The following is a 25,067-nucleotide window of genomic DNA, read 5'->3' on the forward strand; positions in this document are numbered from 1 at the left end:
ATGCGCGTCACATATCCTGGCGCGGCGACAGTGCGGTCAGGACCTCGCCCGATTTCAAGCGATAGCGCCTGTCGTCCAGCGCGACGACAGGGTCGCCTTCGGAGGTTCTGAGTATGTAGCGCGATGCGGCAAGCGGCATGGGGCTGGCGCCCGCGTCGTCCGCCCGCAAGAACACTTCAATGCGGTAAAGGCGCCCCGAATCCGTGCTTGCCAGCACGTCGCTCATCCTGCGTGTAGAAATGGCCATGCCGCTATTTCTCCGTTGGGTTTTCGCTAAACTTGCCGCCTTGGCGCCGGTCCGGTCTGATTGCCGGGCATGCGCGGCGCGCAATCGGAAACGGTAATGCAATTGAATCCTGGCCGGAACGCGGCCACTACCCTGGGTCTGCTGGCTATCCTGCTGTGGGGCACGGTCGTCGGCCTGATCCGGGGCGTCAGTGAAAACTTCGGCCCCCTTGGCGGCGCCGCGCTGATCTATACGGGAGGGTCCATCTTCCTGGTGCTGTTGCTGGGATTGCCCAAGCTGCGCACGTTTCCCCGGTCGTATCTCATCGTGGGCAGCCTGCTGTTCGTCGCCTATGAGATATGCCTGTCGCTGTCGCTGGGATTCGCGGCCGATCGTGCGCAAGCCATCGAGCTGGGCATCGTCAATTACCTGTGGCCATGCCTGACAGTGGTGTTCGCCATGCTCATCAATGGGCAGCGGGCGAGCTGGTGGGTGGCGCCGGGCATCTTGTTGTCGGTTTGCGGCATCGTCTGGGTCGTGGGCGGAACGGGCGGGCTGTCAATTGAACGCACCGCCGCGAATGTGTCGAGCAATCCTCTGAGTTATGGACTGGCCTTCAGCGGCGCCATCATCTGGGCCGTTTACTGCAACGTGACCAAGCGCTTTGCGGACGGCAAGAATGGCGTCGCGCTGTTTTTCATGCTCACGGCAGCGGTCTTGTGGATCAAGTACCTGTTCAGCGCGGAACCCGCATTGGTGTTTGCCGCGCCCGCCACGGTCGAGTTGTGCGTGGCCGCTGGCGCCATGGCAAGCGGCTATGCACTGTGGAACGTCGGAATACTGCGGGGCAACCTGACCCTGCTGGCTACCGCGTCGTACTTCACGCCGGTCTTCTCCACCTTCTTTGCCGCGCTGTGGCTATCCACGCCGCTCACCCTGTCGTTCTGGCAGGGCGTGGCAATGGTCACCGCCGGTTCATTGTTGTGCTGGGCAGCGACGCGCGGCAGACCGGCCCGCAACGGATAGTCCGGGCCGTGTCGTGAGAGGGGGAGATTTACTCGACGAGCATCGTCAGGGCGACTGCGAACCCCAAGGGAACCAGCAGCAACGAGGCAAAAGTGGAACTGACAATCGCCGCCGATATCTTCAACAAGGGCTCGGGCCCTGCGCTTCGTATCGTTTGAACCACCAACGCGACGATACCCATAACCATCAAACAGCTCATGAAAACTGCTACGTAAGTCATGTTGTCTCCGTCCTCGCCTGATTTAGGGGATGCGGCGCCGCTGTGCGGTCTTGATGTTTGTGTCGATTGTGCGCCTGTATTGCGAGACTGCACCCTAGGGTTTTCCTTGCCGGCGGGCGGCTTTGTGGCGTATTTGCCGCGCAGTGTGCAGCATGAAAATCGTGTGCGGACGCAGCAATTTCCGACGGCGGAACAGGCTTCGGCAACCCGGCGCGATTGCGCTACGATGGCGTGATCAAAACACCGGAGAGGCCGCCAGATGCCGCAAAAACTACGCCCTGGCACGCGCGCCACCTTGCAGGTCCGCCAGCTTTCGCCCGGCGAGTTTGCGTGGATCATTACCTTGCTCGATCCCGAATCCGGCAATGTGCGCAGCACCAATTATTCGGACAGGCGATATCCCAGCCAGGATGAAGCGTCGACGGCCGGCAAGGCCGCCGTCCTTGCATTTCTCGCGGACGACACGTCCGAACGCGCGCCGGCCGCAAGCGGCGGCAAGCGCAAGGACTGACGCCGAGCGCCGTCCTTCCATGGCGCCCGGCCGCTGAGCGGTCTTGGGCACGCCATTTGCTGATGCTCATGCAAGGCGCATCTTGCGCTGCTTGAGGAGAGGCAATCATGTCCCAGATCCCGCATCGAGAGCCCGGTCAGCCGGACGATCTCACGCCTGACGATCCGGCGCTCCCGGGAAACCCGCCTGCGGACGATCCGCGTCCGGACCCGGGCCGTCCCACGGACAACCCCGACGTCATCGACCCCACGCCGCCCGCGCCGGATCCCCGCGCGCCCGGCACCATCGACCTGGCCTGATTGCGGCCAGCATTACTTCAATTCCGATCCCTTCATCGAAGCAAGGAGGTTTCCATGCGCTCAATCCTGTTGTGGCTGCTCGGCGTGCCCATTCCCATCATCATCCTGCTGGCTCTGTTCTGGCACTGAAGGCCGGTGCGTCATTTCCGCTTTGGCACCCGCGTGTGCGCGGCTGCGTAAGTCTCTGGACAAGGATCGATCATGCAAAATACGTCTTCATTGAGCCAACCTTATGCCGATGGCGTGCCTCCACGTGAGTCCGCCATTTCGGCCGTGTCGTGGGCGGCGGTATTCGCCGGCGCGGTGATCGCCGCGGCGCTGTCGCTTGCATTGTTTGCCGGCGGCACCGGCCTCGGTTTTCTGTCCGTTTCGCCCTGGGGTGAGGAGGGCGTGTCGGCCCCCGCCATCGGCATTGGCATCATTGTCTGGATGCTGCTCACGCAGATCATTTCGTACGGCATCGGCGGCTATGTCGCCGGGCGCCTGCGGACGAAATGGGTCGACGTGCATTCCGATGAGGTCTACTTTCGCGACACCGCGCACGGCTTTCTGGTCTGGGCGCTGAGCGCCGTGGTCAGCGCCGCGCTGCTGGGCTCCGCGCTCGCGTCGATGGCTTCCGGCGTTGCCAAGGCCGGCGCTTCGGTGGCGGCCACGGCCGGCACGGCGGTAACCGCGGCGGCGACGGCCGGCGCTGCCGGTGCGAGCAGTGGCGGTGGCATGGAGCGCGCGACCGACTATCTCACCGACACCCTGATGCGCTCGGAACGTCCCGAGGCCAACTCCGATCCTGAAGCGGCGCGTGCCGAAGTTGGCCGCATCGTCGCCATGAGCATCACCCGCGGCGACATGACGCCGGCCGATCGCGACTACGTGGTGAAGGTCGTGGCCGCCCAGGCCGGTGTGGAACCCGCCGTCGCGCAGCGCCGCGTCGACGAGGCGATCCAGAACGCCAAGAAGACCGCGGAAGAAGCCAAGGTGAAGGCCAAGGAAGCTGCAGACGCAGCCCGCAAGGCTGCCGCCGCGTTTGCGTTGTGGGGCTTTGCGTCGATGCTGATCGGCGCCTTCGTGGCGAGCCTGGCTGCCACCTGGGGCGGCCGCCGCCGCGATGCGGTCTATCGGGTTTAATGTGGTGCTTCGGGTGTAAATAATCCGCCCGAATGCAAAAGGGCCCGCACAGTGTGCGGGCCCTTTTTAATTTCTTGGTGGCGCATCCCTGATTCGAACAGGGGACCTGCGGATTATGATTCCGTCGCTCTAACCGGCTGAGCTAATGCGCCATCCTTTTTTCGCCGTTCGGTTTGCGTTGCAAGTGCCGATCAACGAAGAACGAAATTCTAGCACGAAGTTTTTTTGGAGTGCAAGTGGGCCCCGGCCAAATTTTTTCGGCCGGTCTGGACGCCTTGTTCAGCCAGCGTTGGTGAGGTCGCGCGCCGCCCTTCAAGCATCCCGCGCCAGGCGGATGCCCGAGAACTGCCAGCGCGCCTCGGGCGGAAAGAAGTTGCGGTAGCTGGGCCGGATGTGGTCGCGCGGCGTCGCGCACGAGCCGCCCCGCAGCACGTACTGGTTGCACATGAACTTGCCGTTGTATTCGCCGACGGCTCCCGCGCTGGGCTGAAACCCGGGATAGGCGTCATAGCCGCTTGAGGTCCATTCCCACGCGTCGCCGAACAATTGCACGGGACCGCCCGAGCTGTGGCGCGCCGGGGCGGGGCGCGTGTCCAGGTGACCGTTTTCAAGCATGTTCGCGCGGGCCGAATAGGTGTCTTCCGACAACTGGCGCGCGGCGTGTTCCCATTCCGCTTCCCGCGGAAGGCGCGCGCCGGCCCAGCGGGCGTAGGCGTCGGCCTCGAAGTAGCTGACGTGCGTGACCGGGGCATGCAGCTCCAGGTCCTGCATGCCGCGCAGCGTGAAGACACGCCACGCATCGTCCGAGCTTTCCCAATACAGCGGGGCGCGCCAGCCTTGTGCGCTCACCATGTCCCACCCCATCGAGAGCCACAGTTCGGGCCGCTGGTACCCGCCATCCTGCATGAAGGCCAGGTATTCGCTCTGTGTCACGAGGCGATCGGACAGGGAGAAGGGCGTCAGCAGGACGTCGTGGGCCGGCCCTTCGTTGTCGAAGGCGAAGCCGCGTCCGTCGTGGCCGATGCGCGTGATGCCGCCGTCGTACCGGGTCCAGCCCGGTGTGGTAGCGGGCGGCTGCGCGGACTGGCCCGGCGCGACGTACGCTGGCCTGAGCGGATTGGCCGACAGCATGTGCTTCAGATCGGTCAGGATGAGTTCCTGATGCTGTTGCTCATGATTGAGGCCAAGCTCGAGCAGCGCGTCGAATTCGGGATCGTTGCCGCCCAGGCGCGAGATCAGCGCGTGCATCGCTTGGTCGACATGTTGCCGGTAGTGCAGCACTTCCGACAGCGGCGGGCGCGACAACAGGCCGCGTTGGGGGCGCGGATGTTTTGCGCCGATGGCGTTGTAGTAGGAATTGAAAAGCATCCGGTATTGCGGATGGAAGGGCGGACTGGACGCGTCATAGCGCGCCAGCAGGAAGGTCTCGAAGAACCAGGTGGTGTGCGCCAGATGCCATTTGACCGGACTGCAATCGGGCATGGATTGCACCTGGCAATCCTCCGCGCTCAAGGGCGCGGCCAAGGCGGCGGTGGTGGAGCGTACGGCGTCGTACCGGTCGTGCTGTCCGGCTTGTCCGCTGGCATAAGGCCCGATGGCGGGATGAGTCAGCAGGCATGCGGGGTCCATGGGGATATCTCCAGAATCGTGGGCGCCCTGCGTCAGGCGCGGGCGCTGAAAACAGAAAACCAGTCGCGGGCGTCCGACCAGTGCGCGATGTCGCGAAAGCCCGCGCGGTGGAGCAGATCGCTGAAGGCTTGCGGCGTGAATTTGTAGGAGTTCTCGGTGTGGATCCGTTCGCCGGCCTTGAACTCGCGGTGGCCGCCGGGCCAGGCAACCTGCACGGCGCGCTGCGCCTCCAGGTGCATTTCGACACGCGAACGTTCGCTGTTGAAGAGCGCCACGTGGCGCCAGTCATCGACATTGAAATCGCTGCCGAGCACGGTGTTCACGTGGCGCAGCAGATTCAGGTTGAACGCGGCCGTCAGGTGCAGGGCGTCGTCATACGCCGGTTCCAGCACGCTCTTCGGTTTGACCCGATCGACGCCGACCACGAGTCCGCCGCCGGGACAGGCTTCCCGGATGCGCCGCAGCATGGCGTACGCGGCTTCGGGGCCCAGATTGCCGATGCTGGAGCCGGGATAGAAGAACAGGCGTTGCTGTGCCGGAACGCCTTCGGGCATCGCCAGTTCATGTGAGAAATCCTGGCCGACAGCCGTGATCCGCATGTCCGGATACGAAAGCTTCAGGCGCCGCACGGCTGCCTGCAGATAGTCGGCCGAGATATCGACGGGCACATAGTGGCTGGGCCGCAGGCTGGCGAACAGCCGCTCGGCCTTGACGCAATCGCCGGCGCCCAGGTCGATCATGGCCTGCACGGGGCCGACGTGGCGCGCGATATCGTTGCCGTGGCGCTGAAAGATCTCGTCTTCGCAACGCGTTGGATAGTATTCGGGCAGCTGCGTGATGGCCGTGAACAGCGACGAGCCGAGCGCGTCGTACAGGAACTTGGGATCGATGTGGGCGGCCCTGTCGAGCAGCCCTTCGTGCAATTCGATCTGCTCGGCGCTGGGGTGCTGCGGCTCCTGCGCGATGAATTCGGGGGCGACGGCGGCAAGGAGTGCGGAAGGAGAAACCATGCGTTCAGTTCCTTTTTGGGGCGGTTGAAGCGCATTGCAAAGACTCATTGTGGCGGCTGAGGGGGTTTGCGTGTCAAGCGCCAGGCCTCTGAATGCAATGGACTTTTACGAAATCGAAATTGCGTTTGGCGGAATACGGGAAGGGGCCGCGAGGTCACGCGCAGGCGTTCCGACTCCGCCATCAGCAAGTTTCGGGCCGCTGAAATATCGGTTTACCGCTGGTTGCGAAAGCTCGGGCAGTTTTGGGCCGTTGGTGTGGACAATGGGACTTCCAAGAAAAAATCGAAGGAGCTAGCATGAATCGAAAGCACCAGCGCGCTGAAATGGCTTTGCATCGTGAACGCGTGAATGACAGCTTCCACGAGCTGCTCGCCGGCACGGAAGACCTTTTGCGTTCGACCGCGTCGTATACGGGCTCCGAAATCGAAGCGGCGCGCGCGCGCTTGAAGCGCCAGCTCGCCGATGCGCGTGAATCCGCTGGCGGCTGGGAAGGCGTCGCCCGCGAACGAGCCCGCCGGGCCACCGCTTACGCGGACGAATACGTGCATGAGAATGCATGGAAGTCGGTCGGCGTGGCGGCGATAGTGGGCGCCGTGCTCGGCTGCATTTTCGTGGCGGGTAATCGACGCTAGAGACGCATCATGAGCCCATTACCGGCATTGAGCCGGGGTGGGCCGCGCAATGCCCTGCAAGAACTGACGACCGACGCGCGCCGCTGGGCGCGCGCCGTGCTGTTTGTGTGCGTCGCATCCGTGCTCGCCGCCTGCGCCAGCGTCCCCGACGCGCAGGAGCGGCACGCGCGCGCCGCGCAAGCAGGCCTGTCCGCGGATGCGGCACAGGACAGCTATCGTCGCGGGCAGGGCATTGCAGCGGACCCTCAAACCCCCAAGGATGATTTTCTTGCACGGCACCTGGCGGTGGAGCAGGCGGTCAGCGGCGCGCCGCTGGCCAAGGGCAATCGTGTGCGCCTGCTTGCCGACGGACCCAGCACGTACAAGGCGATGCTTCAATCCATCGCTCAGGCGCGCCGCTACGTGCACATGGAAACCTACATCTTCGACGACGATGCGGAGGGCAATCGCTTTGCAGACGCGCTGATCGCGGCGCGCAACCGCGGCGCCGAGGTGTCGCTGATGGTGGACGCGGTCGGCACGATCAAGACGCCCGATGACCTCTTCCAGCGCATGCGCGACGCGGGCGTGCAGGTGGCGGTCTTCAATCCCGTCAATCCGGTCAACGCGCGCGCCGGCTGGTCGCCGAATCAGCGCAACCATCGCAAGGTGCTGGTCGTCGACGGCAAGGTGGGCTATCTGGGCGGCATCAACGTCAGCAGCGTGTACGAGTCGTCTTCGTTCTCGGGCGGAAGCGGCTCCGGGTCGTCGGGATCCGGCGGCGGCTCGGGCGCCAAGGCGGGCGAGCCCGCCAAGGATGCCGACTCCGCGCCCTGGCGCGACACGCACCTGCGCATCGAAGGGCCGGCGGTGGCGCAGCTGGAACAGGTGTTGCAGGCCGGCTGGGCATCGCAGGCCAAGGAGCCCATCAAGGGCGGCGATTCGCACGTTGCGCCGGCGGTCGGCGACACCGCCGTCCGCATCCTTGCGAACCAGCCCGATCGCAGCGACGGCTACACGGTCTATCTGACGTTGATGTCGGCGTTCGAAAGCGCGCAGAAATCCATTCACATCACGATGGCGTACTTCGTGCCGGATCCGGCGTTCATCGAGGTGCTGCAATCCGCGGCGCGGCGCGGGGTGGACGTGGTGCTGGTGCTGCCGGGCTTCAGCGACTCGTCGCTGGTGTTTCATGCAGGGCGTTCGCACTACACCGATCTGCTGCGCTCGGGCGTGAAGATCTACGAACGCCGTGACGCCTTGCTGCATGCGAAGACGGCGGTGGTCGATGGCGTCTGGTCGACCGTGGGGTCCAGCAACATGGATTGGCGCAGCTTTGCGCTGAACTACGAGATCAACGCCGTGGTGCTGGGACCGGAGTTCGCGGCCGAGATGGAGGCGCTGTTCCAGCGCGACGTGGCCGATGCCGTGCAGGTGACGCCCGAGGCCTGGAAGGATCGCGGCCTGGACGACCGCTTCATGGAGTCGTTCTCGCGCATGTTCGAGCGCTGGTTGTAGCGGGTGCGCGGGCGGCTCGGATCCTGTCCGCGCCGCCCGTCAGCGCCGTTCAGGAGTTGCCGGCCGCGGCGGCCTGTGCAGCGTGCTCGCGCGCCAGGGCCGTGGTGATGTCGTGGGTGGGCTGAAACGACTGCGCCTGCGCCATCGCCCAGCCTGCACGGAAGACCTGGTGCCGGAACTCGCCGCGCAGCAGCTCGCCAGGCGCCAGCTCCGGAAACAGCGCGGACAAGAGGCGGATTTCGCTGGGCGAGATGCGTCGCGCGATATGGTGCGGGCGCAACTGGCCCGGGTGGGTCAGGCCGGCCGCGGCCAGCAGTTCGGCAAGTGCATGCAGCGTGTTCTTGTGAAAATTGGCCACGCGCTGCGCCTTGTCCGGCACCACCAGCGCGCGTTGCCGTAGCGGATCCTGCGTGGTGACGCCGGTGGGGCATTTGCCGGTGTGGCAGGCCTGGGCCTGGATGCAGCCGATGGCAAACATGAAGCCGCGCGCGGCGTTGCACCAGTCGGCGCCCATCGCCATCACGCGGGCCATGTCGAACGCAGTGATGATCTTGCCGGACGCGCCCAGCTTGATGCGGTCGCGCAGGTTCACGCCGATCAGCGTGTTGTGCACGAGCCGCAGCGCCTCGCGCAGCGGCGTACCCACGTGATCCACGAATTCCACGGGCGCCGCGCCCGTGCCGCCTTCCGCGCCGTCCACCACGATGAAGTCCGGGGTGATGCCGGTTTCAAGCATCGCCTTGACGATGGCGAACCACTCCCAGGGATGCCCCACGCAGAACTTGAAGCCGACGGGCTTGCCGCCGGAGAGCTCGCGCAAGCGCGCCACAAATTTCATCAGGCCGATCGGACTGTCGAACGCGGAATGGCTGGCGGGCGAATTGCAGTCCTGCCAAGGCGCCACGCCCCGCGCCTCGGCGATTTCGATCGTCACCTTGCCCGCCGGCAGGATGCCGCCGTGGCCCGGCTTGGCGCCTTGCGACAGCTTGATCTCGATCATCTTGACCTGCGGCGTACAGGCGTTGCGCACAAACGCTTCTTCCGAAAACGCGCCGTGCTCGTCGCGGCAACCGAAATAGCCCGAGCCGATGTTCCAGACGAGGCTGCCGCCCGGCTGGCGATGGTAGCGGCTGATGCCGCCTTCGCCGGTGTCGTGCGCAAAGTCGCCTTGCCGCGCGCCTTCGTTCAGGGCCAGCACCGCGTTGGCCGACAGCGCGCCAAAGCTCATGGCCGACACGTTGAACACCGACATGGAATAGGGCTGCGTGCAGTCGGGCCCGCCCACGGTGACGCGAAAGTCCGTGTCGTTGATATGCGAGGGCGACATGGAATGGTTGATCCATTCGTAGCGGTCGCCGTAGACGTCTTCCTGCGTGCCGAATGGGCGCTTGTCGATCTCGCGCTTGGCGCGCTGGTAGACGATGGAACGCTGCGCGCGCGAAAACGGCGAGGCCTGCGTGTCGTCCTCCAGGAAGTACTGGCGGATCTCGGGGCGGATGAATTCGAACAGGAATCGCAGGTTGCCGATGACCGGGTAATTGCGGCGGATGGCGTGCCGCGGCTGGATCAGGTCGTACACGCCCAGCGCGCCCAGCAGCGCCAGCGGCACGGCTGCCGCAAGCCACCACAAGGACGCGGTGGCGGCCAGGGCCGCGGTGATGGCCGCGCCTGCAAGGGTCAACAGAAAGGCCGTGAATCGGCCGGCTATCCAGTTCATGTCCGTCTCCGCTTTTCGGAATGGAGCAACCATACACCAGGGCCGCTGGCTGCCGGATGAATGGCGGGCCGTGTGCGCGTGCGCCGGCGCGTGCCTTGCGCAGCCGGGGGATAGGCTCAAAGGCGCATATTCATTGGCTTGGCGGCGGGGCAAAAAAATGGCCTCCTGCATCAGGAGGCCATTGCTGGAACACTGTTTCTCAGCAGCTGGACGCCGGCGGCGTCTTTTCGACGGCCAGGCCGAACAGCGGGCGCAGGTGCACGCCCAGTGCGCTGCCCGCGAACGCGGCAGGCAGCCACAGCCAGGCATGCAGGCTGCCCGACAGGATGCCGCTGAAGTAGGCGCCGATGTTGCAGCCGAAGGCCAGGCGCGAGCCATAGCCGAGCAGCAGGCCGCCGATCACGGCGCCCGCGAGCGAGCGCGCCGGCACCTTCCAGACGGGGGCGAACTTGCCGGCCGCGCTGGCGGCGGCCAGCGCGCCGAGCATGAGGCCGATGTCCATGACGGTGGTGACATCCTGGCGCAGCGGCGCGGCCAGCGACGGCTGCTTGGCCCAGTAGGCCCAGGTGGCGACGTCGCCGCCCAGGGCATCCAGCGTCTTGGCGCCCCACAAGGCGAAGGCAGACGTAATGCCCCAGGGGCGTCCGGCCAACGCCAGCGTTGCGAAGTTCAGCACGACGAGCGCCACGCCGCCCCACACGAGGGGCCACGGACCCTGCAGCAGCGAAACGGGGCGAGCCGTGCGCGAGGCGAAGGAAATCACGTGGCCATGACGGCGCTTTTCCAGCGTGGTGGCGATCCAGGCGATCAGCGCAAAGACGGCCAGATTGACGAGGATCGCGGGCGCCAGGCCCCAGGTCTTGATGAGCGACGTGGGCGCCAGCGCCGGCAGGCTGGACCACCAGCCGAAGTTGGCCGTGGCGATGACCGAGCCCACGATGAAGAACAGCAGCGTCACCACCATGCGGGTGTTGCCGCCGCCCACCGCGAAGAGCGTGCCCGACGCGCATCCGCCGCCCAGCTGCATGCCGACGCCGAACAGGAACGCGCCCAGCAGGACCGAGACGCCCGGGGGCGACACGAAGCCGTTGACCGGCTGACCGAACAGCGTGCCGGCGGCCAGAAAGGGGAAGAACAGCAGCACGCCCACGGCGAGCATCAGCATCTGCGCGCGCAGGCCGGCCCCGCGGCGGTCCGACACGAACACGCGCCAGGCTTGCGTGAAACCGAACGACGCGTGGTACAGCGTGACGCCAAGCAGTGCGCCGACCACCCACAGCGCGCCCTGGCGCCAACTGACGGTCTGGTTGAGGTACAGGGCGCCGGCCAGGACCAGCAGCACCGCAATCCAGAGCGGCTTGCGATTGATGTGGATGGGAGGCAGGGCCGAGGGCAGCGGCAGGGAGGAGGCGTTGGCGCTCATGAAAATCCCGAGGATCAAGTCGTAAATGCAAACGGGTGCGAAAGGCGCACCCGTGGGAATGGACGTCAGTCTAGTCCTATCAGTAAATATCTCAAACCAAGGATTCGTGCTTTAGCAATAACTTCAAGTTATATAGAGCCGCTGGTGAGTTCACGAGACGGGGTGCGCGCTGATCCACGCGACGAGCAGGCTGACCGTCACCACCGATGCCACGGTGCTGACCAGGATGGCGCGCGAGGTCACGCGGGCGTCGCGTCCATACATCTTGGCCAGCATGAACGGTCCGGTGCCGATGGGCAGCGCGCTCATCAGCACGGCCGTCCAGGCCCACAGCGGGGGCATCGAGAACACGTAGAACGCCAGCACCGCAGTCGCGGCCGGTTGCAGGAGCAGCTTGCCCAGCACCAGGCGCATCACGCCCGGTCCGGAGGCCGCAGTTTCCGTCTGTGCCAGAAAAAGGCCGATGGTCACCAGCGCGCACGGGCTGGCGGACGCGCCCAGCAAGGCCACATAGCGGTCGACGCCTTCGGGCAGACGGGCACCGGTTGCCGCCCAGGCAAGGCCGAGGACCGGGGCCGCCAGCAGCGGATTGCGGATCAGGGCGCGGCCTACCTTCAGCAGCGTCGCGGGCAGGTTGGGCGTCTGCTGCCGATCGAACTCGATGAGGGCGATGGCAAATCCGAAGAGCACGCTTGCGGTGAGCAGCGTGGTGAAAGTGGCGGGCGCCAGGCTGTCGGCGCCAAGCAGCGCCAGGCACAGCGGAATGCCCATGTATCCGGCGTTGGCGTAGGACGCCGCCAGGCCTTCGATGCTGCGGTCGGTGAGCGTCTGCGCGCGGCGCCCGCGCGCCAGGAACGAAACCACGAACGTGATGGCGATGCCGCCCGCAAACGCGCCGACGAAGCCCCAGTGCGCCATCTGCGCCAGGTCCACCTGCGTCATGGCGCGGAACAGCAGCGCGGGCAAGGACAGGTACACCACGTAGCGATTCAGCGCGTCGGTCGCGTGGGTGCCCAGGATGCGCCAGCGGGCGGCCAGCCAGCCGGTCAGTATCAGCGCAAAGACCGGCAGGGCGGCGGTGACGACGGCGTTCATGGGCGAGGTCGCGAGGGCGGAAAGGCGGTCATTCTACTTGGCGTCGCGGGCGGGCTTGCGGGTCACCAGCAGGATGCCCAGCGCGGCCAGCGCCATGCCAGGCCAGGCCAGCGGGGGAATGGGTTCGCGCAGGATCAGCAGCGCAATGATCGCCGTGCAGGGCGGCACCAGGAAAAACAGCGCGGACACGCGCGAGGCCTCGCCGTGGCGGATCATGGCCAGCAGCAGGGTGATGGCGACCAGGGAGTTGCCGACGACCAGATAGGCGAGAGAGCCGAGCAAGGGGCCGGTCCATGCGATGCGCATGGGTTCCAGCCAGAACGCCAACGGCGCGGACACGGCAAGGCCCACGCCGTACTGGACGAAGTTGGAGGCGACGGGATGGATCTGTGCGCCGAAGCGCTTTTCGTAGAGCGTGCCGCCCGTGAGGCAGAGCAGCGCGCCGACCGCGAACGCCAGCCCCAGCGGCGCCAGCACGTCGATTGATGCCTTGGCCACGATCACGAGCGCGGCGCCCGCCACGCCCAGCGCCAGGCCGGCCCAGCGCCGGGCGTCGACGCGTTCATGCGCGAGCGCGGGCGCCAGCAGGCCGATGAGGATGGGTTGAAGCGAGGTGATGAGGGCCACGCCGCCGGCCGACATTCCCTGCTTGAGCGAGAGGTAGGTGAGGCAGAAGTAGCCGGCCTGCAGCAGCAGGCCCACCATCGCCAGGTGACCCCATGCGCTGGCCCGCGTGGGCAACGGCGGCCGCAGCGCCAGCAGCAGCGGCGCAAGGATCAAGACGACACATGCGTAGCGCAACGCCAGGAACGTCAGCGGATCGGCATAAGCCAGGCCCACCTTGAGCACGACAAAGCCGCTGGACCACAGCACGAGAAAGAGCGCGGGTGCGGCTTTCAACCAGGCAGGGGGCGCGGCAGGCGTCATGGCGGACCAAGGGCGGCAAGGGCAAGCCGCGATCGTACCCCTTTTCGCGCCTTCTTCATCCTTGCGAAAATGCGGCGTAGGATTCAGTTATTCATTTGCTGCAACGTAGGGGTAGGACATGTCGGCCAACAAAGAAGCAACGGTGCGTATTGCGCTGGGAACCTGGGATCGCTTGCGCGACGACGCTTATTCGGTGCGCCACGCGGTTTTCGTGGTCGAGCAGAACGTGCCGCCGGAAATCGAGATGGATGACGACGACGCGGTGTCGGTGCATGCCGTGGCGTATGGACCCGATGGCACGCCGATGGGCACGGGGCGCCTGTTGCCCGACGGACACATCGGCCGCATGGCGGTTCACAAGCGCGCGCGCGGAATGGGCGTGGGCGGGCAGTTGCTCGATGCGCTGATCGGGCAGGGGCACGGCGACGGCCACCGCATGCTGGTGCTGCATGCCCAGACGCACGCCGCGGGCTTTTACGAGGCGCATGGCTTCAAGGCCGAAGGCGAAGAGTTCGTCGAGGCCGGCATCCCGCACGTGGTGATGACGCGCACGTTGAAGTAGGGGGCCGCGCTGGGGGCGTGCGCCGCAGCCGATGCGCGGCGGCGCCTCGCCCTGCGCAGTGTGGCGCGCACAAAGCAAAAACCCCGAACGCTTTCGCATTCGGGGTTTTTCTTTTGGCGCATCACGACAGGTACCTCGTGATGTAGTAATTGGTGCCCAGGAGAGGACTCGAACCTCCACACCTTGCGGCACACGGACCTGAACCGTGCGCGTCTACCAATTCCGCCACCTGGGCGCTGTTGCTTCACATGTCGGGTCGCTTTCGCTTCCGTTTCGTGTTCAGCAGCAGAGGAACGAGATTATGCACACTTTTTTTGAAGTGTGCAACTTCGTCTGCATTTTTTTCACTTTTTTTGTGCGGTCCGCTTTCGATATAGTGTCGGCCATGTCTCGAGCCCTCTGTACGCGCTGCCTGCGCCCGCTGTCGCATTGCCTTTGCGCCCTGATCCCGTCGTTGTCCTGCCGCACCAGCGTGGTGGTCCTGCAGCATCCCAGCGAAGCGCGCCACGCGCTGAACACGGCGCGTCTGGCAGTGCTGGGAATCGCGGGCGCGCGCCGTGTCGTCGGTGAATATTTTTCCGAGACGGATTGGGCAGCGCCGGGGTACGCGCCGCGCCTGCTGTTTCCGGGAGAGGGCGCCGACGTGCTGACGCCAGGCTATGGCCAGGACATGGACTCGCCCATCCGGCTGATCGTGCCGGACGGCACCTGGGGGCATGCGCGCAAGCTGCTGCACATCAATCCGGCGCTTGCGGCGCTGCCGCGCGTCATGCTGCCGCCGGGCCTGTCGACGCGCTACCGTGTGCGCCATGCCGATGTGCCGGGCGCGTTGTCCACCATCGAGGCCGTGACGCACGCGCTCAATGCCATCGAGGCGCCGCGCAACTTCGACGCGCTGCTGGCGCCATTTGAGGCGTTGATCGATGGGCAGATCGACGGCATGGGCGCGGACCTTTACGCGCGTCATCATCTGAATCGCAAGGTGCCCTGGCGCTGACCGGGGAAAGCAAAACGCGTGGGGCAACGTAAATCCCCCGGCAAAGCAAAAGCCCCGCGGAAAGCAAAAGCCCCGCGGAAAGCAAAAGCCCCGGGAATCTTTCGATTTCCGGGGCTCTTAGCCTTTTGATCAAGCCAGTTTGAAACTGCCTTGATTAGAATTCCGTGGTGCCCAGGAGAGGACTCGAACCTCCACACCTTGCGGCACATGGACCTGAACCATGCGCGTCTACCAATTCCGCCACCTGGGCACTGAAAGATACTGTCAGAACTATGTGCTACGCTGCGTTCCAGTCGCGTGACTTGATTCAAGTTCTAAACCTTGAACTAATCCATGCGTCCGAATGCAGTTGGTTTTACAATGGGTTTTTTTCAACCCGAGTTATCAGCTTTTTAATTCGGCTTCTAACTCTTCTGACCATTTCTGCTTCAGTGTTCAGCCTTGGGCGAACCACAGAAGCTGCGCATTATATACGGAAAATTTAGCTTTGGCAAAACGATCGAATAACGAATCGAATAACAACAGATCAACACCCTTGCCCGAAGCGCCGCCGGACTTCGACCCTGATGTTCCGTCCCGTGAAGCCATCCTGACAGCGCTGCGCGCCGCGGGTTCGCCGTTGTCGCCGGCTGAGCTGGCCGAACGCATGGGCGTCGAGCGCGAGGCGACGATGGTGGGCTTTGAGCGCCGCCTCGGTGCGATGGAGCGCGACGGGCAGTTGCTGCCCAATCGCAAGGGGGTGCTGCTGCTGGCGACCAAGCTCGATTTCGTGGCGGGCAAGGTGCTGGGGCATCGCGACGGCTTCGGATTCCTGCTGCGCGATGACGGCGGGCCGGATCTGTTCCTGTCGCCCCGCGAAATGCTCAAGGTGCTGCACGGCGACCGCGTGCTGGTCAAGCCGTCGGGCGAATACCGGGGCAAGCCGGAAGGCACCATCGTCGAAGTCATCGAGCGCCGCACCAACAAGCTGGTGGGCCGCTTTCTGCACGAGCACGGCCTGTCCATCGTCGTGCCCGAAGACCAGCGCATCAAGCACGACATCCTGATTCCGCCCAGCGACACCAACGGCGCCCAGCACGGGCAGGTGGTCGCGGTGGAAATCATGGCGCAGCCCACGCGCCACACGCAGCCGCTCGGCCGCGTGGCCGAGGTGCTGGGCGAGATCGACGATCCCGGCATGGAAATCGAAATTGCCGTGCGCAAGTTCGACGTGCCGGTCGACTTTACCGAAGGCGCCTTGAAGCAGGCCGCCCGCCTGCCCGACACGGTCCGCAAATCCGACCTGAAAGACCGCGTCGACCTGCGCGACGTGCCGCTCATCACCATCGACGGCGAGGACGCGCGCGACTTCGACGACGCGGTGTACTGCGAGCCGGTCGAGCTGGGCACGGGTCAGCGCAAGCGTCCGGGCTGGCGCCTGCTGGTCGCCATTGCCGACGTCAGCCATTACGTGCGTCCGGGCGATGCGCTGGACGACGATGCGATGGAGCGCGGCACCAGCGTCTACTTCCCGCGCCGGGTCATTCCCATGTTGCCCGAGTCGCTGTCCAACGGCCTGTGCTCGCTCAATCCTGACGTCGACCGTCTGGTGCTCGTGTGCGACATGGTCATCCCGGCCAGCGGCGCCAAGGCCGGCACGGTCACGGCGTACCAGTTCTATAACGCGGTCATGCACTCGCACGCCCGCACCACCTATACCAACATCTGGGCGGCGCTGCAGCAGCCGGGCGGTCCGGCCGCCCATGCGATGCGCAGCGTGATGCCGCAGGTCCAGCACCTGTACGAGCTCTTCCAATTGCTGTCGCAAGGCCGCAAGAAGCGCGGCGCCATCGATTTCGACACGGTCGAAACCAAGATCGTCTGCAACGAGCTCGGCCGCATCGAACAGATCGTGCCGTCCGTGCGCAACGACGCGCACAAGCTGATCGAAGAGTGCATGCTGGCCGCGAACACCTGCGCGGCCGACTTCATGACGCGCAGCAAGCATCCCGGCCTGTACCGCATCCACGAGGGTCCCACGCCCGAGCGCCTGCAGTCGCTGCGCGAATTCCTGCGCACCATGGGGCTGTCGCTGGGCGGGGGCGACATGCCCACGGCCAAGGACTACGGCGATTTCCTGGATTCCGTGCGCGGGCGTCCCGACTATCAGCTGCTGCAGACCATGTGCCTGCGCTCGATGCAGCAGGCGGTCTACAGCCCCGACAACATGGGCCACTTCGGCCTGTCCTATCCGGGCTACAGCCACTTCACCTCGCCGATCCGCCGGTATCCCGACCTGCTCACGCACCGGGTCATCAAAGCGTTGCTCGCGGGGCAGCGTTATGTGCCCAGCCTGGACGATCACGCGGTCGTCATCGGCCGCAGCCAGCGCGAACACGAGCAGGCCATCTGGGAAAAGATGGGCTTGGTGCTGTCGGCCAGCGAGCGCCGCGCCGACGAGGCGTCGCGCGATGTCGAGGCCTGGCTCAAGTGCTGGTTCGTCAAGGAGCGCGTGGGCGAAGACTTCAGCGGCACGGTCACCGGGGTGGCAAGCTTCGGCATCTTCGTCACGCTGGACACGTTGCACGTCGAGGGTCTGGTGCACGTCTCCGAACTGGGCGGCGAATACTTCCAGTTCAACGACGCCCTGCACGAACTGCGCGGCGAGCGCACCGGCATGCGTTACCGCCTGACTGACAAGGTGCAGGTGCAGGTCGCGCGCGTGGACCTGGAAGCGCGCCGCATCGAGTTCCGCCTGGTGCAGGGCACGAGCTTCGACGCGCTGCGCAAGGCGTCGGCGCGCGGGCCCGACGAACCCGTGCGCCGGGTCAAGAAGGCAGCCTCTCCCAAGCCCGCCAGCCTGAAGGGCCAGACCGCCAAGGAACGGCGCGCCTCGGCCAAGAAGGCCGGCAAGCCGCCCAAGGCCACCCAGCGGGCCGCGCCCGCCAAACAGGCCACCCGCAAGCGCCACTGACCGGCGGCGCGGATCCTTATGGCCATGCCGTCGTTTGGCGGCGTGGCCTAAGGGGGTAACATTGCGGTTAGTGCCGGCGCTGTCCGGTGGCCCGCCCCCTCTGGGGCGGGTATTTGTTTATCTAAAGGTATTGTTTCTATGGCGTCGACCCAAGTCCTGGCCGGGTTTCACGCGGTTGTCGCGCGGCTGCGGCACGCGCCCGAGTCGATCAAGGAAATCTACGTCGAGGCCTCGCGCCGCGACAAGCGCATGCAGACATTCATCGAGCAGGCCGAGCGCGCCGGCTGCCGGCTTCACCCGGTTCCGATGGAACGCCTGGACGGCCTGGCGCGCGGCACGCGTCACCAGGGCGTGGTGGCGCTGGCCGACGAGCGCCAACTGGCGGTGGATGTCGACGAAGTGCTCGACGTGATCGAAGGGCCGCCGCTGCTGCTGATCCTTGATGGCGTGACCGACCCGCACAATCTGGGCGCTTGCCTGCGCACCGCCGACGCGGCGGGCGTGCATGCGGTGATCGCGCCGCGCGATCGGGCGGTGGGGCTGAACGCCACCGTGCAGCGTGTCGCATGCGGCGCGGCGGACACGGTGCCGTACTTGATGGTGACGAACCTGGCGCGCACCATGCGTAGCCTGAAGGACCGGGGCGTGTGGCTCGTGGGGACGGACGATCAGGCCACCGACAGCATGCACAAGGTCGATGCGCGCCAGCCGATGGCGTGGGTCATGGGCGCGGAAGGCGAGGGCATGCGCCGCCTCACGCGCGAGACCTGCGACCAGCTCGTGAACATCCCGATGCTGGGTTCGGTGGAAAGCCTGAACGTCAGCGTCGCCAGCGCCGTCTGCCTGTACGAGACCGTGCGCCAGCGCCAATCGTGATCCGTCCCACCCTGTAGATTCCCTTCTTCAATTGCGTCAGCCCATCATGCACCAGAACGGCTTTACCACCACGATTCTCCATTCCGACCGCCATCAATCCGTCGAGCACGGAGCGGTGCACAAGCCGATGCACCCGTCGTCTGAATTTGCTTACGACGACGCGCGCGAGCTGGCTGCCGTATTCCAGGGCAAGGCGGGCTTCACGTATGCGCGCCAGGGCACGCCGACCACGACGGCGCTGGAGGCCAAGATCAGCCAGATGGAAGGCGGCAAGGGCACGGTCAGCTTTTCAACGGGCATGGCCGCGCTGGCCGCCATTTTCACCACGCTGCTGCGCCGGGGCGATCACCTGGTGTCCAGCCAGTATGTGTTCGGCAACACCAACAGCCTGTTCGGCACGCTGCAGGAACTGGGCGTGGAGATCACCTTCGTGGACGCGACGGATTCGGCGCAGGTGCGCGCCGCCATCCAGCCCAATACGCGCATGGTCTTTACCGAGACCATCGCCAACCCGGGCACGCAGGTGGCCGACCTGGCCGTGATTGGCGAGATCTGCCGCGAGAAGGGGCTGGTCTATGTCGTGGACAACACGCTGACCTCGCCGTGGATGTTCCGGCCGGCCTCGGTCGGCGCGTCGCTGGTGATGAATTCGCTGTCCAAGTACATCGGCGGACACGGCAATGCGCTGGGCGGCGCCGTGACCGACACCGGCCTGTACGACTGGGCCGGCAACGACAACATCTACGAAGCCTATCGCAAGGGCGCGTCCACCGGCTGGGGGCTTACGCAGATCAAGAAGAAGGGCCTGCGCGACATGGGCGGCACGCTGGCCGCCGAGCCCGCGCACCGCATCGCGGTGGGCGCCGAGACGCTGGCGCTGCGCATGGCCAAACATTGTTCCAACGCGCTGGCGCTGGCGCGTTTGCTGCAAGCGCATCCTGGCGTGGCGAAGGTGCATTATCCGGGCCTGGCCAGCCACCCCCAGCATGAGCGGGCGGCGGCATTGTTCGGGTCGCGATTCGGCGGTCTGCTGGGCGTCGAACTGGCGGACGGCGTCGATTGCTTCGACTTCCTGAACCGCCTGCGCGTGGTGCTGATGGCGACGCACCTGGGCGATACGCGCAGCCTGGCGCTGCCGGCGGCGCACACGATCTATTACGAGATGGGCGCGGAGCGCCGCAAGCAGATGGGCATCGCGGACAGCCTGATCCGCGTGTCGGTCGGCATCGAGGACGAGGCCGATTTGCTGTTTGATTTCGATCAGGCGCTCAATGGTTGCCTGAAGGGATAATTCGGCAGCCGCGGCGCCCCGGGCAGGGGTGCCGGCAACGCAATCGGGCAGGAACCCATGCTTATTCAGATCGCAGAAGTCTTTACGCCGCAAGAGGCTGCCGACATCCGCCAGCGGCTGGATGCCGCGGACTGGGTGGACGGCAAGGTGACCGCAGGCCATCAGTCGGCCCAGGTCAAGCGCAACCGGCAACTGTCCGAGCAGCATCCGCTGGCGCAAGAGCTCGGCACGCTGATCCTGCAGCGCCTGTCGGCAAACAACCTCTTCATGTCGGCGGCGCTGCCGCGCAAGATCTTCCCGCCGCTCTTTAACCGCTACGAAGGCGGCGAGGCGTTCGGCTATCACGTGGACAACGCCGTGCGCGGCATCGCCGGCTCGGCCGAGCGTGTGCGTACCGACCTGTCCGCGACGCTGTTCTTCTCGGACCCCGACAGCTACGACGGCGGCGAGCTCGTCATCGACGACACCTATGGCCCGCGTGCCGTGAAGCTGCCGGCCGGACACATGGTGCTGTATCCGGGGACGAGCCTGCATAAAGTCAATCCCGTAACGCGCGGCGCGCGCGTCAGTTCATTTTTCTGGATGCAGAGCCTGGTGCGCGAAGACAGCCAGCGTGCGCTGCTGCTGGACATGGACGTCGCCATCCAACGCTTGAATCAAGATGTGGCGGGACATGCCTCAATTGTTCAGCTCACCGGCATTTATCACAATCTGCTGCGCCGCTGGGCCGACGTTTGATGAAGCTTAAAGTGTTTTTTGCGGGTGTCGTGCAAACCCCAAAATGAGCGTTTTTGTTTATTGCGGAATCGGCTAAAAGCTAGTATTGACGCGGGTTGCCGTGAGGTTTTCGCTTGACAGCCGCTCTACGCCAAGGCCTAATACACGTCTGCGTCGCTGACGGTTTGCAGGCATTAAGCCAGCAAATCCTAGGCGGCGCAGCAGTTTAAAAGTTGTGCTTTGCAGCGCAAGAAAAAAGTTTATCCACTGTCTGTTCGTCGTTTGCCTGGTCTCGCGTCCATTTCTGGCATTCCTTCCTGACGGCCATGAACTGCCGCCCCGGGCAGACTCCACACCTTGTGAGGGGTACACCTGCATGAACAAAACCGAACTCATCGATCACATCGCCAGCAAGGCCGATATCTCCAAGGCTGCAGCCGGCCGTTCGCTCGACGCCCTGATCGGTGCCGTGAAGACCACGCTGAAGAAGGGCGGTACGGTCACGCTGGTCGGTTTCGGCACGTTTGCCGTGTCGGCTCGCGCCGCGCGCACCGGCCGCAACCCGCGCACTGGCGAAACCATCAAGATCAAGAAGGCCAAGGTGCCGAAGTTCCGTCCGGGCAAGGCCCTGAAGGACGCTGTCAACTGATAGGACGGCAGCCGATCGCATGGCGCACGGCGCTGCGATTTGCCCACAAGTACGCGGTCCGGTATACTCCGGCCCGCGTATTGCTTTTGAGTACCCCAAATTGGCAATGTCCCCGCGCAAATGCGCCGGGCGATTGCACCGAAATGGGTGCTTAGCTCAGTTGGTAGAGCGGCGCCTTTACACGGCGTAGGTCACAGGTTCGACCCCTGTAGCACCCACCAGAAGCCCTCGCAGTTCACATCGAACCCGCACACATCCCGCCTCCGGCGACGTGGCGGGTTTTTTGTTTTCCGGCCCTGATTGCGACGGCGCGTCTCTTCGAATTGAATGCTTGGCCAACATGGGTCTGACCCGCATTGGTATGACCCGCGTGGCTAACGCGCCGTCACGGGCATGCCTCATGCTGCCTGCCTTTTCATAAGCGTTTTATTGATGCTGCCTTGATTCCGATCAGCAGTGTTACGCTGTTCCATTCGAAATACAACGTGCGAATCATTCGCATTTAAGATACTATGACGGGCTTGTACCGGTCAGCCGGCGCCGCGGTCTTGTGCGCGTCAACTTCCTGGCAGGCCGGAAAAGTCAATGCACCCTGGCTGATTCATGCCTAGTCTTCAACCCGGTTGGAATTCTTCTTCGCGGTCTTCTTTTGGTATTCGCGCAGGCGCTGGCCTGGCGGTCGTTGCGCTTCATGCAGCGGTGATCGGCGCCATTTTCATGGCGCCGGAGAGTCGTCCTGAATTGGAGGAACCCGAGGCGATCATGGTGAGCGTGGTGGATGCGCCCGTTCCCCAGATCGCCAAAGCCGAACCTACGCCCGAAGTGCCGCAGCCGGTCACCGAGACGCCGCCCGAGCCGGAACCCGAGATCGAGCCCGAACCCGAGCCCGAACCGGAATTGAAACCGGAACCCGAGCCGGAGCCCGAACCCGAGCCGGTGGTCGAAAAGCCGCCCATGCCGGCGCCCAAGCCGCCTCCGCCCAAACCCAAGCCGAAGCCCAAGCCCAAGCCTCAGCCCAAGCAGGAGGTCAAGCCCGAGCCCAAGCCCGAGACGCCGCCGCAGCAGACGCCGCCCAGCGGCGCGCCGGAAGGCACGCAGGCGCCGCAAGGCCCGACACAGGGCCCGCCGCCCGATCAGCCCGTGCTGGTCTCGAGCATTGAATTCCAGGGCGCGCGTCCGATGCCCAACTATCCGATGGCATCGCGCCGCATGCGGGAAGAGGGGCGTGTCGTGGTGCTGGTGGAAATCAACACCCAGGGCCTGGTCGAGCGCGCAACCATCGACGCTTCGTCGGGGTTTCCGCGTCTGGACGAATCGGCGCTGGCAGCCGCCCGCAAAGGCCGTTTCAAGCCGTATACCCGCAATGGCGTGGCCTATCCCGCCAAAGCAAAAATTCCGTTCGATTTCGTAATGAGGAACTGAGATGTCCAACGCACTGCATAGCGCCACCCTGGTGGCGCAGGCGACCACCAGCCCGGCAGCAGCGCCGGCTGCCGCCGCCGCGCCCGCAGCCCAGCAGGCCGCCACGACGGGCGGCGAGGTCGCCCAGCAAGCCGCCGGCGCCGTCCAGCAGGCCGCTGGCGCCGTCCAGCAGTCGGCCGACGCGCTGCACAGCGCCGCCGCAGCGATTCCGCCCGCGCCGGCGCCGGTCCCCGACATGGGCTTCCTGCACTTCGTCGCGCAGAGCGACTTCGTGGGCAAGAGCCTGTTCGTCATCCTGATCCTCATGTCGCTGGTGACCTGGTATCTCATCCTGGTCAAGGCCGCCAGCAATGTCAGCATGCGCAAGCGTTCCGCCGACTTCCTGAACAAATTCTGGAACGCCAGCTCGCTGGAACAGGTCGAGCACGAAATCAACACGCACGGCGCGCGCGATCCCTTCTCGCATCTGGCCAGCCACGCCATGCACGCGCAGGCGCACCACAACAAGTTCGGCGCAACCAAGCTGGAAGAGTCGGGCAGCAATTCGGATTTCGTCACGCGCACCATGCGCAAGGTCATCGACGAAGAAACCGCCAAGCTGGAAAACGGCCTGACCGTGCTGGCCTCGGTGGGTTCGACGGCGCCGTTCGTCGGCCTGTTCGGTACGGTGTGGGGCGTGTATCACGCCCTGGTCGGTATCGGTCTGTCCGACGGCGTGACCATCAACCGCATCGCCGGTCCGGTGGGCGAGGCCCTCATCATGACGGGCCTGGGCCTGGCGGTGGCAATTCCGGCCGTCCTGGCGTACAACACGTTCGTGCGCAACAACCGCGTGTTCCTGTCGCGCCTGGATGCCTTTGCGCATGATCTGTTTGCGTTCCTGACCACCGGCCAGCAGGTTGCGCTGTCCGACGGCAAGGTGCGCGCGCTGCGTCGCCAGAACGGCCACGCGGTCCAACGCGGGAGCGAATGATGGCCTTTGGCAGCTTTGAGGGTAAAGGGTCCGGAAGCCATGCGGTGTCCGAGATCAACATGGTGCCCCTGATCGACGTCATGCTGGTGCTGCTGGTGATCTTCATCATCACGGCGCCGCTCTTGGCGCACTCGATCAAGATCAACATGCCCCAGGTGGCCGCCGAGCAGATCGAGGAAGAGCCCAAGACCGTGGACCTGGCCATCGATGCCAGCGGCGCGCTGTTCTGGGACGAGAAGCCGGTCAATATCGACGACCTGCCCAATCGCTTCAAGTCGATCGCCGGCACCAAGCCGCAGCCCGAGATCCGCATCCGCGCCGATCAGAACACCCGTTACGAAACGCTGGCCAAGGTCATGGCCTCGGCGCGCCGTTCGGGCATGACCCGGATCGGTTTCGTCACGACGCCGCCCTCTGGCGGCGCCCCGGCGGCCGGTGCGCCGGCAGGGGCAGCGGCCGCCGCCGCGGCACCGTCCGGCCGGTGAACGAATCCGGAAAGGGGGCGCATTTCGCGCCCCTTTTTTTTTGGATCGCGCTAGAATCGCGGCATGCGAGTTCTGGTAATCGAAGACGACACCACCCTGGGCCATGCGCTCCAGGAATTCCTGGCCGACCAGGGTTATGCGGTCGACTGGCTGACCGACGGCGACCGGGTTCTGGGCGCGTTGGCAGGCCAGCCGTATGACCTGATGCTGCTCGACCTCAACCTTCCCGGCATGAGCGGCCTGGACGTGCTGCGCCAGCTGCGCCAGGACGGCAATCAGGTTCCCGTGCTCATCCTTACCGCCCGCGATGGCATCGAAGACCGCGTCGCCGGTCTGGACGCCGGGGCGGACGACTACGTCACCAAGCCTTTTGAACTGCCCGAGCTTGCCGCGCGCGTGCGCGCCTTCGGCCGCCGCCGTGCGGGCCAGGCCCAACCGCTCATCGAAGTCGGTCCGCTGGTGTTCGACACCGTCGGCCGCGAAGTGCGCGCCAACGGCCAGCGCCTGTCGCTGTCGGTGCGCGAGCTTTCCGTCCTCGAAATGCTGATGGCCCGCGTGGGCCGCGTCGTGACCAAGCGCCAGATCGTCAATTCCCTGTCCGCCTGGGATGCGGATTTCAGCGAGAATGCGGTCGAAGTCTATGTGTACCGCTTGCGCAAGCGCCTGGAAGGCACCGGCGCCAGCATCCAGACGGTACGCGGCTTTGGCTACATGCTGGATGTGGAAGCGGCCTGACGGGCCGGCCGCGGCCGGCGACCGCCAGCCGCGCGCATTCATCCGCCTCATTAAGGGCTTCGCGCCATGA

The 25,067-nt window shown here is 65.2% G+C and carries 25 protein-coding genes and 4 tRNA genes; 18 read left to right on the top strand and 11 right to left on the bottom strand.

Going from position 1 to position 25,067, the window contains the following annotated elements; all coding sequences use genetic code 11:
• Window positions 1-7 precede the first annotated feature (7 nt).
• Entirely contained in the window at window positions 8-247 is a 240-nt protein-coding gene (locus tag H4P35_RS07940; RefSeq protein ID WP_152383849.1) for a 6-phosphofructokinase, read from the bottom strand.
• Between the two features lie 96 nt (window positions 248-343).
• Here H4P35_RS07940 and yddG point away from each other — a divergent pair, with 96 nt between their 5' ends.
• Window positions 344-1,252 carry an aromatic amino acid DMT transporter YddG gene (gene yddG, locus H4P35_RS07945; protein ID WP_226848568.1) on the top strand — a complete coding sequence of 303 codons (909 nt, stop codon included), beginning with the start codon at window positions 344-346 and terminating at the stop codon, window positions 1,250-1,252.
• Between the two features lie 28 nt (window positions 1,253-1,280).
• On the opposite strand, the gene H4P35_RS07950 is transcribed toward yddG, so the two are convergent.
• Window positions 1,281-1,472, bottom strand: a complete 192-nt coding sequence (locus tag H4P35_RS07950) for a hypothetical protein (RefSeq protein ID WP_062838453.1) — start codon at window positions 1,470-1,472, stop codon at window positions 1,281-1,283.
• Window positions 1,473-1,731: 259 nt separating this feature from the next.
• Between H4P35_RS07950 and H4P35_RS07955 the strand changes: the two genes are divergently transcribed.
• From H4P35_RS07955 to H4P35_RS07965, 3 genes are all read left to right on the top strand, one after another.
• Window positions 1,732-1,983, top strand: a complete 252-nt coding sequence (locus H4P35_RS07955) for a hypothetical protein (protein WP_056320044.1) — start codon at window positions 1,732-1,734, stop codon at window positions 1,981-1,983.
• Between the two features lie 107 nt (window positions 1,984-2,090).
• Window positions 2,091-2,282 carry a hypothetical protein gene (locus tag H4P35_RS07960; RefSeq protein WP_056320045.1) on the top strand — a complete coding sequence of 64 codons (192 nt, stop codon included), beginning with the start codon at window positions 2,091-2,093 and terminating at the stop codon, window positions 2,280-2,282.
• 201 nt (window positions 2,283-2,483) lie between these two features.
• On the top strand, window positions 2,484-3,407 hold the full coding sequence (locus H4P35_RS07965; RefSeq protein WP_226848569.1) for a hypothetical protein: 924 nt from the start codon (window positions 2,484-2,486) through the stop codon (window positions 3,405-3,407).
• A gap of 75 nt (window positions 3,408-3,482) precedes the next feature.
• Here H4P35_RS07965 and H4P35_RS07970 read toward each other — a convergent pair.
• The 3 genes from H4P35_RS07970 to egtD form a co-directional block, all read right to left on the bottom strand.
• Window positions 3,483-3,559 (bottom strand) — tRNA-Met (locus H4P35_RS07970).
• A gap of 160 nt (window positions 3,560-3,719) precedes the next feature.
• The gene (gene egtB / locus H4P35_RS07975; RefSeq protein ID WP_226848570.1) at window positions 3,720-5,036 is read right to left on the bottom strand and encodes an ergothioneine biosynthesis protein EgtB; all 1,317 of its coding nucleotides are present in this window, start codon (window positions 5,034-5,036) and stop codon (window positions 3,720-3,722) included.
• 32 nt (window positions 5,037-5,068) lie between these two features.
• Window positions 5,069-6,046, bottom strand: a complete 978-nt coding sequence (gene egtD / locus H4P35_RS07980; protein ID WP_226848571.1) for an L-histidine N(alpha)-methyltransferase — start codon at window positions 6,044-6,046, stop codon at window positions 5,069-5,071.
• A 296-nt stretch (window positions 6,047-6,342) separates the two neighbouring features.
• Between egtD and H4P35_RS07985 the strand changes: the two genes are divergently transcribed.
• Window positions 6,343-6,678: a YqjD family protein gene (locus H4P35_RS07985; protein WP_056320053.1), complete on the top strand. Its 336-nt coding sequence runs from the start codon at window positions 6,343-6,345 to the stop codon at window positions 6,676-6,678.
• A gap of 9 nt (window positions 6,679-6,687) precedes the next feature.
• Window positions 6,688-8,175, top strand: a complete 1,488-nt coding sequence (locus H4P35_RS07990; RefSeq protein ID WP_226848572.1) for a phosphatidylserine/phosphatidylglycerophosphate/cardiolipin synthase family protein — start codon at window positions 6,688-6,690, stop codon at window positions 8,173-8,175.
• Window positions 8,176-8,224: 49 nt separating this feature from the next.
• On the opposite strand, the gene H4P35_RS07995 is transcribed toward H4P35_RS07990, so the two are convergent.
• From H4P35_RS07995 to H4P35_RS08010, 4 genes are all read right to left on the bottom strand, one after another.
• Window positions 8,225-9,892, bottom strand: a complete 1,668-nt coding sequence (locus H4P35_RS07995; protein ID WP_062838448.1) for an FMN-binding glutamate synthase family protein — start codon at window positions 9,890-9,892, stop codon at window positions 8,225-8,227.
• A gap of 199 nt (window positions 9,893-10,091) precedes the next feature.
• Window positions 10,092-11,315: a YeeE/YedE family protein gene (locus H4P35_RS08000; protein ID WP_142049866.1), complete on the bottom strand. Its 1,224-nt coding sequence runs from the start codon at window positions 11,313-11,315 to the stop codon at window positions 10,092-10,094.
• Window positions 11,316-11,465: 150 nt separating this feature from the next.
• Complete coding sequence (locus H4P35_RS08005; RefSeq protein ID WP_142049863.1) at window positions 11,466-12,410, bottom strand: AEC family transporter; 945 nt, start codon at window positions 12,408-12,410, stop codon at window positions 11,466-11,468.
• A 33-nt stretch (window positions 12,411-12,443) separates the two neighbouring features.
• Window positions 12,444-13,337, bottom strand: a complete 894-nt coding sequence (locus tag H4P35_RS08010; RefSeq protein ID WP_226848573.1) for a DMT family transporter — start codon at window positions 13,335-13,337, stop codon at window positions 12,444-12,446.
• A 118-nt stretch (window positions 13,338-13,455) separates the two neighbouring features.
• On the opposite strand from H4P35_RS08010, the gene H4P35_RS08015 reads away from it, so the two are divergent.
• On the top strand, window positions 13,456-13,899 hold the full coding sequence (locus H4P35_RS08015) for a GNAT family N-acetyltransferase (protein ID WP_056320068.1): 444 nt from the start codon (window positions 13,456-13,458) through the stop codon (window positions 13,897-13,899).
• A gap of 150 nt (window positions 13,900-14,049) precedes the next feature.
• On the opposite strand, the gene H4P35_RS08020 is transcribed toward H4P35_RS08015, so the two are convergent.
• A tRNA-Leu gene (locus tag H4P35_RS08020) sits at window positions 14,050-14,134 on the bottom strand.
• A gap of 150 nt (window positions 14,135-14,284) precedes the next feature.
• Between H4P35_RS08020 and H4P35_RS08025 the strand changes: the two genes are divergently transcribed.
• On the top strand, window positions 14,285-14,896 hold the full coding sequence (locus H4P35_RS08025) for a tRNA-uridine aminocarboxypropyltransferase (protein WP_226848574.1): 612 nt from the start codon (window positions 14,285-14,287) through the stop codon (window positions 14,894-14,896).
• Window positions 14,897-15,061: 165 nt separating this feature from the next.
• On the opposite strand, the gene H4P35_RS08030 is transcribed toward H4P35_RS08025, so the two are convergent.
• Window positions 15,062-15,146 (bottom strand) — tRNA-Leu (locus H4P35_RS08030).
• Between the two features lie 237 nt (window positions 15,147-15,383).
• On the opposite strand from H4P35_RS08030, the gene rnr reads away from it, so the two are divergent.
• From rnr to H4P35_RS08080, 10 genes are all read left to right on the top strand, one after another.
• Entirely contained in the window at window positions 15,384-17,849 is a 2,466-nt protein-coding gene (gene rnr, locus H4P35_RS08035; RefSeq protein WP_226848575.1) for a ribonuclease R, read from the top strand.
• A 138-nt stretch (window positions 17,850-17,987) separates the two neighbouring features.
• The gene (gene rlmB, locus H4P35_RS08040) at window positions 17,988-18,725 is read left to right on the top strand and encodes a 23S rRNA (guanosine(2251)-2'-O)-methyltransferase RlmB (protein WP_056320073.1); all 738 of its coding nucleotides are present in this window, start codon (window positions 17,988-17,990) and stop codon (window positions 18,723-18,725) included.
• 46 nt (window positions 18,726-18,771) lie between these two features.
• Window positions 18,772-20,016, top strand: a complete 1,245-nt coding sequence (locus tag H4P35_RS08045; protein ID WP_062838442.1) for a cystathionine gamma-synthase family protein — start codon at window positions 18,772-18,774, stop codon at window positions 20,014-20,016.
• A gap of 57 nt (window positions 20,017-20,073) precedes the next feature.
• Window positions 20,074-20,754, top strand: coding sequence for a Fe2+-dependent dioxygenase (locus H4P35_RS08050; RefSeq protein ID WP_062838441.1), 681 nt, complete (start codon window positions 20,074-20,076; stop codon window positions 20,752-20,754).
• Between the two features lie 355 nt (window positions 20,755-21,109).
• Entirely contained in the window at window positions 21,110-21,382 is a 273-nt protein-coding gene (locus H4P35_RS08055) for an HU family DNA-binding protein (RefSeq protein ID WP_003812968.1), read from the top strand.
• Window positions 21,383-21,527: 145 nt separating this feature from the next.
• Window positions 21,528-21,603 (top strand) — tRNA-Val (locus H4P35_RS08060).
• 382 nt (window positions 21,604-21,985) lie between these two features.
• Window positions 21,986-22,804 (top strand): energy transducer TonB, encoded by an 819-nt coding sequence (locus H4P35_RS08065; RefSeq protein ID WP_062838440.1) that lies wholly within the window; start codon window positions 21,986-21,988, stop codon window positions 22,802-22,804.
• Window position 22,805: 1 nt separating this feature from the next.
• Window positions 22,806-23,777 carry a MotA/TolQ/ExbB proton channel family protein gene (locus tag H4P35_RS08070; RefSeq protein ID WP_056320084.1) on the top strand — a complete coding sequence of 324 codons (972 nt, stop codon included), beginning with the start codon at window positions 22,806-22,808 and terminating at the stop codon, window positions 23,775-23,777.
• On the top strand, window positions 23,777-24,262 hold the full coding sequence (locus H4P35_RS08075) for a biopolymer transporter ExbD (RefSeq protein WP_226849447.1): 486 nt from the start codon (window positions 23,777-23,779) through the stop codon (window positions 24,260-24,262). The genes H4P35_RS08070 and H4P35_RS08075 overlap by 1 nt, the downstream gene beginning before the upstream one ends.
• A 63-nt stretch (window positions 24,263-24,325) precedes the next feature.
• Complete coding sequence (locus H4P35_RS08080; RefSeq protein ID WP_008164454.1) at window positions 24,326-24,997, top strand: response regulator transcription factor; 672 nt, start codon at window positions 24,326-24,328, stop codon at window positions 24,995-24,997.
• Window positions 24,998-25,067 lie beyond the last annotated feature (70 nt).

This window comes from Achromobacter sp. 77 (assembly GCF_020541125.1).
GTDB lineage: Bacteria > Pseudomonadota > Gammaproteobacteria > Burkholderiales > Burkholderiaceae_B > Achromobacter > Achromobacter mucicolens.

What these genes read in the sequence shown, in the direction of transcription:
- H4P35_RS07940 (WP_152383849.1), bottom strand. Translation starts at nt 247, where the DNA reads ATGGCCATTTCTACACGCAGGATGAGCGACGTGCTGGCAAGCACGGAT.
- yddG (WP_226848568.1), top strand. Translation starts at nt 344, where the DNA reads ATGCAATTGAATCCTGGCCGGAACGCGGCCACTACCCTGGGTCTGCTG.
- H4P35_RS07950 (WP_062838453.1), bottom strand. Translation starts at nt 1,472, where the DNA reads ATGACTTACGTAGCAGTTTTCATGAGCTGTTTGATGGTTATGGGTATC.
- H4P35_RS07955 (WP_056320044.1), top strand. Translation starts at nt 1,732, where the DNA reads ATGCCGCAAAAACTACGCCCTGGCACGCGCGCCACCTTGCAGGTCCGC.
- H4P35_RS07960 (WP_056320045.1), top strand. Translation starts at nt 2,091, where the DNA reads ATGTCCCAGATCCCGCATCGAGAGCCCGGTCAGCCGGACGATCTCACG.
- H4P35_RS07965 (WP_226848569.1), top strand. Translation starts at nt 2,484, where the DNA reads ATGCAAAATACGTCTTCATTGAGCCAACCTTATGCCGATGGCGTGCCT.
- egtB (WP_226848570.1), bottom strand. Translation starts at nt 5,036, where the DNA reads ATGGACCCCGCATGCCTGCTGACTCATCCCGCCATCGGGCCTTATGCC.
- egtD (WP_226848571.1), bottom strand. Translation starts at nt 6,046, where the DNA reads ATGGTTTCTCCTTCCGCACTCCTTGCCGCCGTCGCCCCCGAATTCATC.
- H4P35_RS07985 (WP_056320053.1), top strand. Translation starts at nt 6,343, where the DNA reads ATGAATCGAAAGCACCAGCGCGCTGAAATGGCTTTGCATCGTGAACGC.
- H4P35_RS07990 (WP_226848572.1), top strand. Translation starts at nt 6,688, where the DNA reads ATGAGCCCATTACCGGCATTGAGCCGGGGTGGGCCGCGCAATGCCCTG.
- H4P35_RS07995 (WP_062838448.1), bottom strand. Translation starts at nt 9,892, where the DNA reads ATGAACTGGATAGCCGGCCGATTCACGGCCTTTCTGTTGACCCTTGCA.
- H4P35_RS08000 (WP_142049866.1), bottom strand. Translation starts at nt 11,315, where the DNA reads ATGAGCGCCAACGCCTCCTCCCTGCCGCTGCCCTCGGCCCTGCCTCCC.
- H4P35_RS08005 (WP_142049863.1), bottom strand. Translation starts at nt 12,410, where the DNA reads ATGAACGCCGTCGTCACCGCCGCCCTGCCGGTCTTTGCGCTGATACTG.
- H4P35_RS08010 (WP_226848573.1), bottom strand. Translation starts at nt 13,337, where the DNA reads ATGACGCCTGCCGCGCCCCCTGCCTGGTTGAAAGCCGCACCCGCGCTC.
- H4P35_RS08015 (WP_056320068.1), top strand. Translation starts at nt 13,456, where the DNA reads ATGTCGGCCAACAAAGAAGCAACGGTGCGTATTGCGCTGGGAACCTGG.
- H4P35_RS08025 (WP_226848574.1), top strand. Translation starts at nt 14,285, where the DNA reads ATGTCTCGAGCCCTCTGTACGCGCTGCCTGCGCCCGCTGTCGCATTGC.
- rlmB (WP_056320073.1), top strand. Translation starts at nt 17,988, where the DNA reads ATGGCGTCGACCCAAGTCCTGGCCGGGTTTCACGCGGTTGTCGCGCGG.
- H4P35_RS08045 (WP_062838442.1), top strand. Translation starts at nt 18,772, where the DNA reads ATGCACCAGAACGGCTTTACCACCACGATTCTCCATTCCGACCGCCAT.
- H4P35_RS08050 (WP_062838441.1), top strand. Translation starts at nt 20,074, where the DNA reads ATGCTTATTCAGATCGCAGAAGTCTTTACGCCGCAAGAGGCTGCCGAC.
- H4P35_RS08055 (WP_003812968.1), top strand. Translation starts at nt 21,110, where the DNA reads ATGAACAAAACCGAACTCATCGATCACATCGCCAGCAAGGCCGATATC.
- H4P35_RS08065 (WP_062838440.1), top strand. Translation starts at nt 21,986, where the DNA reads ATGCCTAGTCTTCAACCCGGTTGGAATTCTTCTTCGCGGTCTTCTTTT.
- H4P35_RS08070 (WP_056320084.1), top strand. Translation starts at nt 22,806, where the DNA reads ATGTCCAACGCACTGCATAGCGCCACCCTGGTGGCGCAGGCGACCACC.
- H4P35_RS08075 (WP_226849447.1), top strand. Translation starts at nt 23,777, where the DNA reads ATGGCCTTTGGCAGCTTTGAGGGTAAAGGGTCCGGAAGCCATGCGGTG.
- H4P35_RS08080 (WP_008164454.1), top strand. Translation starts at nt 24,326, where the DNA reads ATGCGAGTTCTGGTAATCGAAGACGACACCACCCTGGGCCATGCGCTC.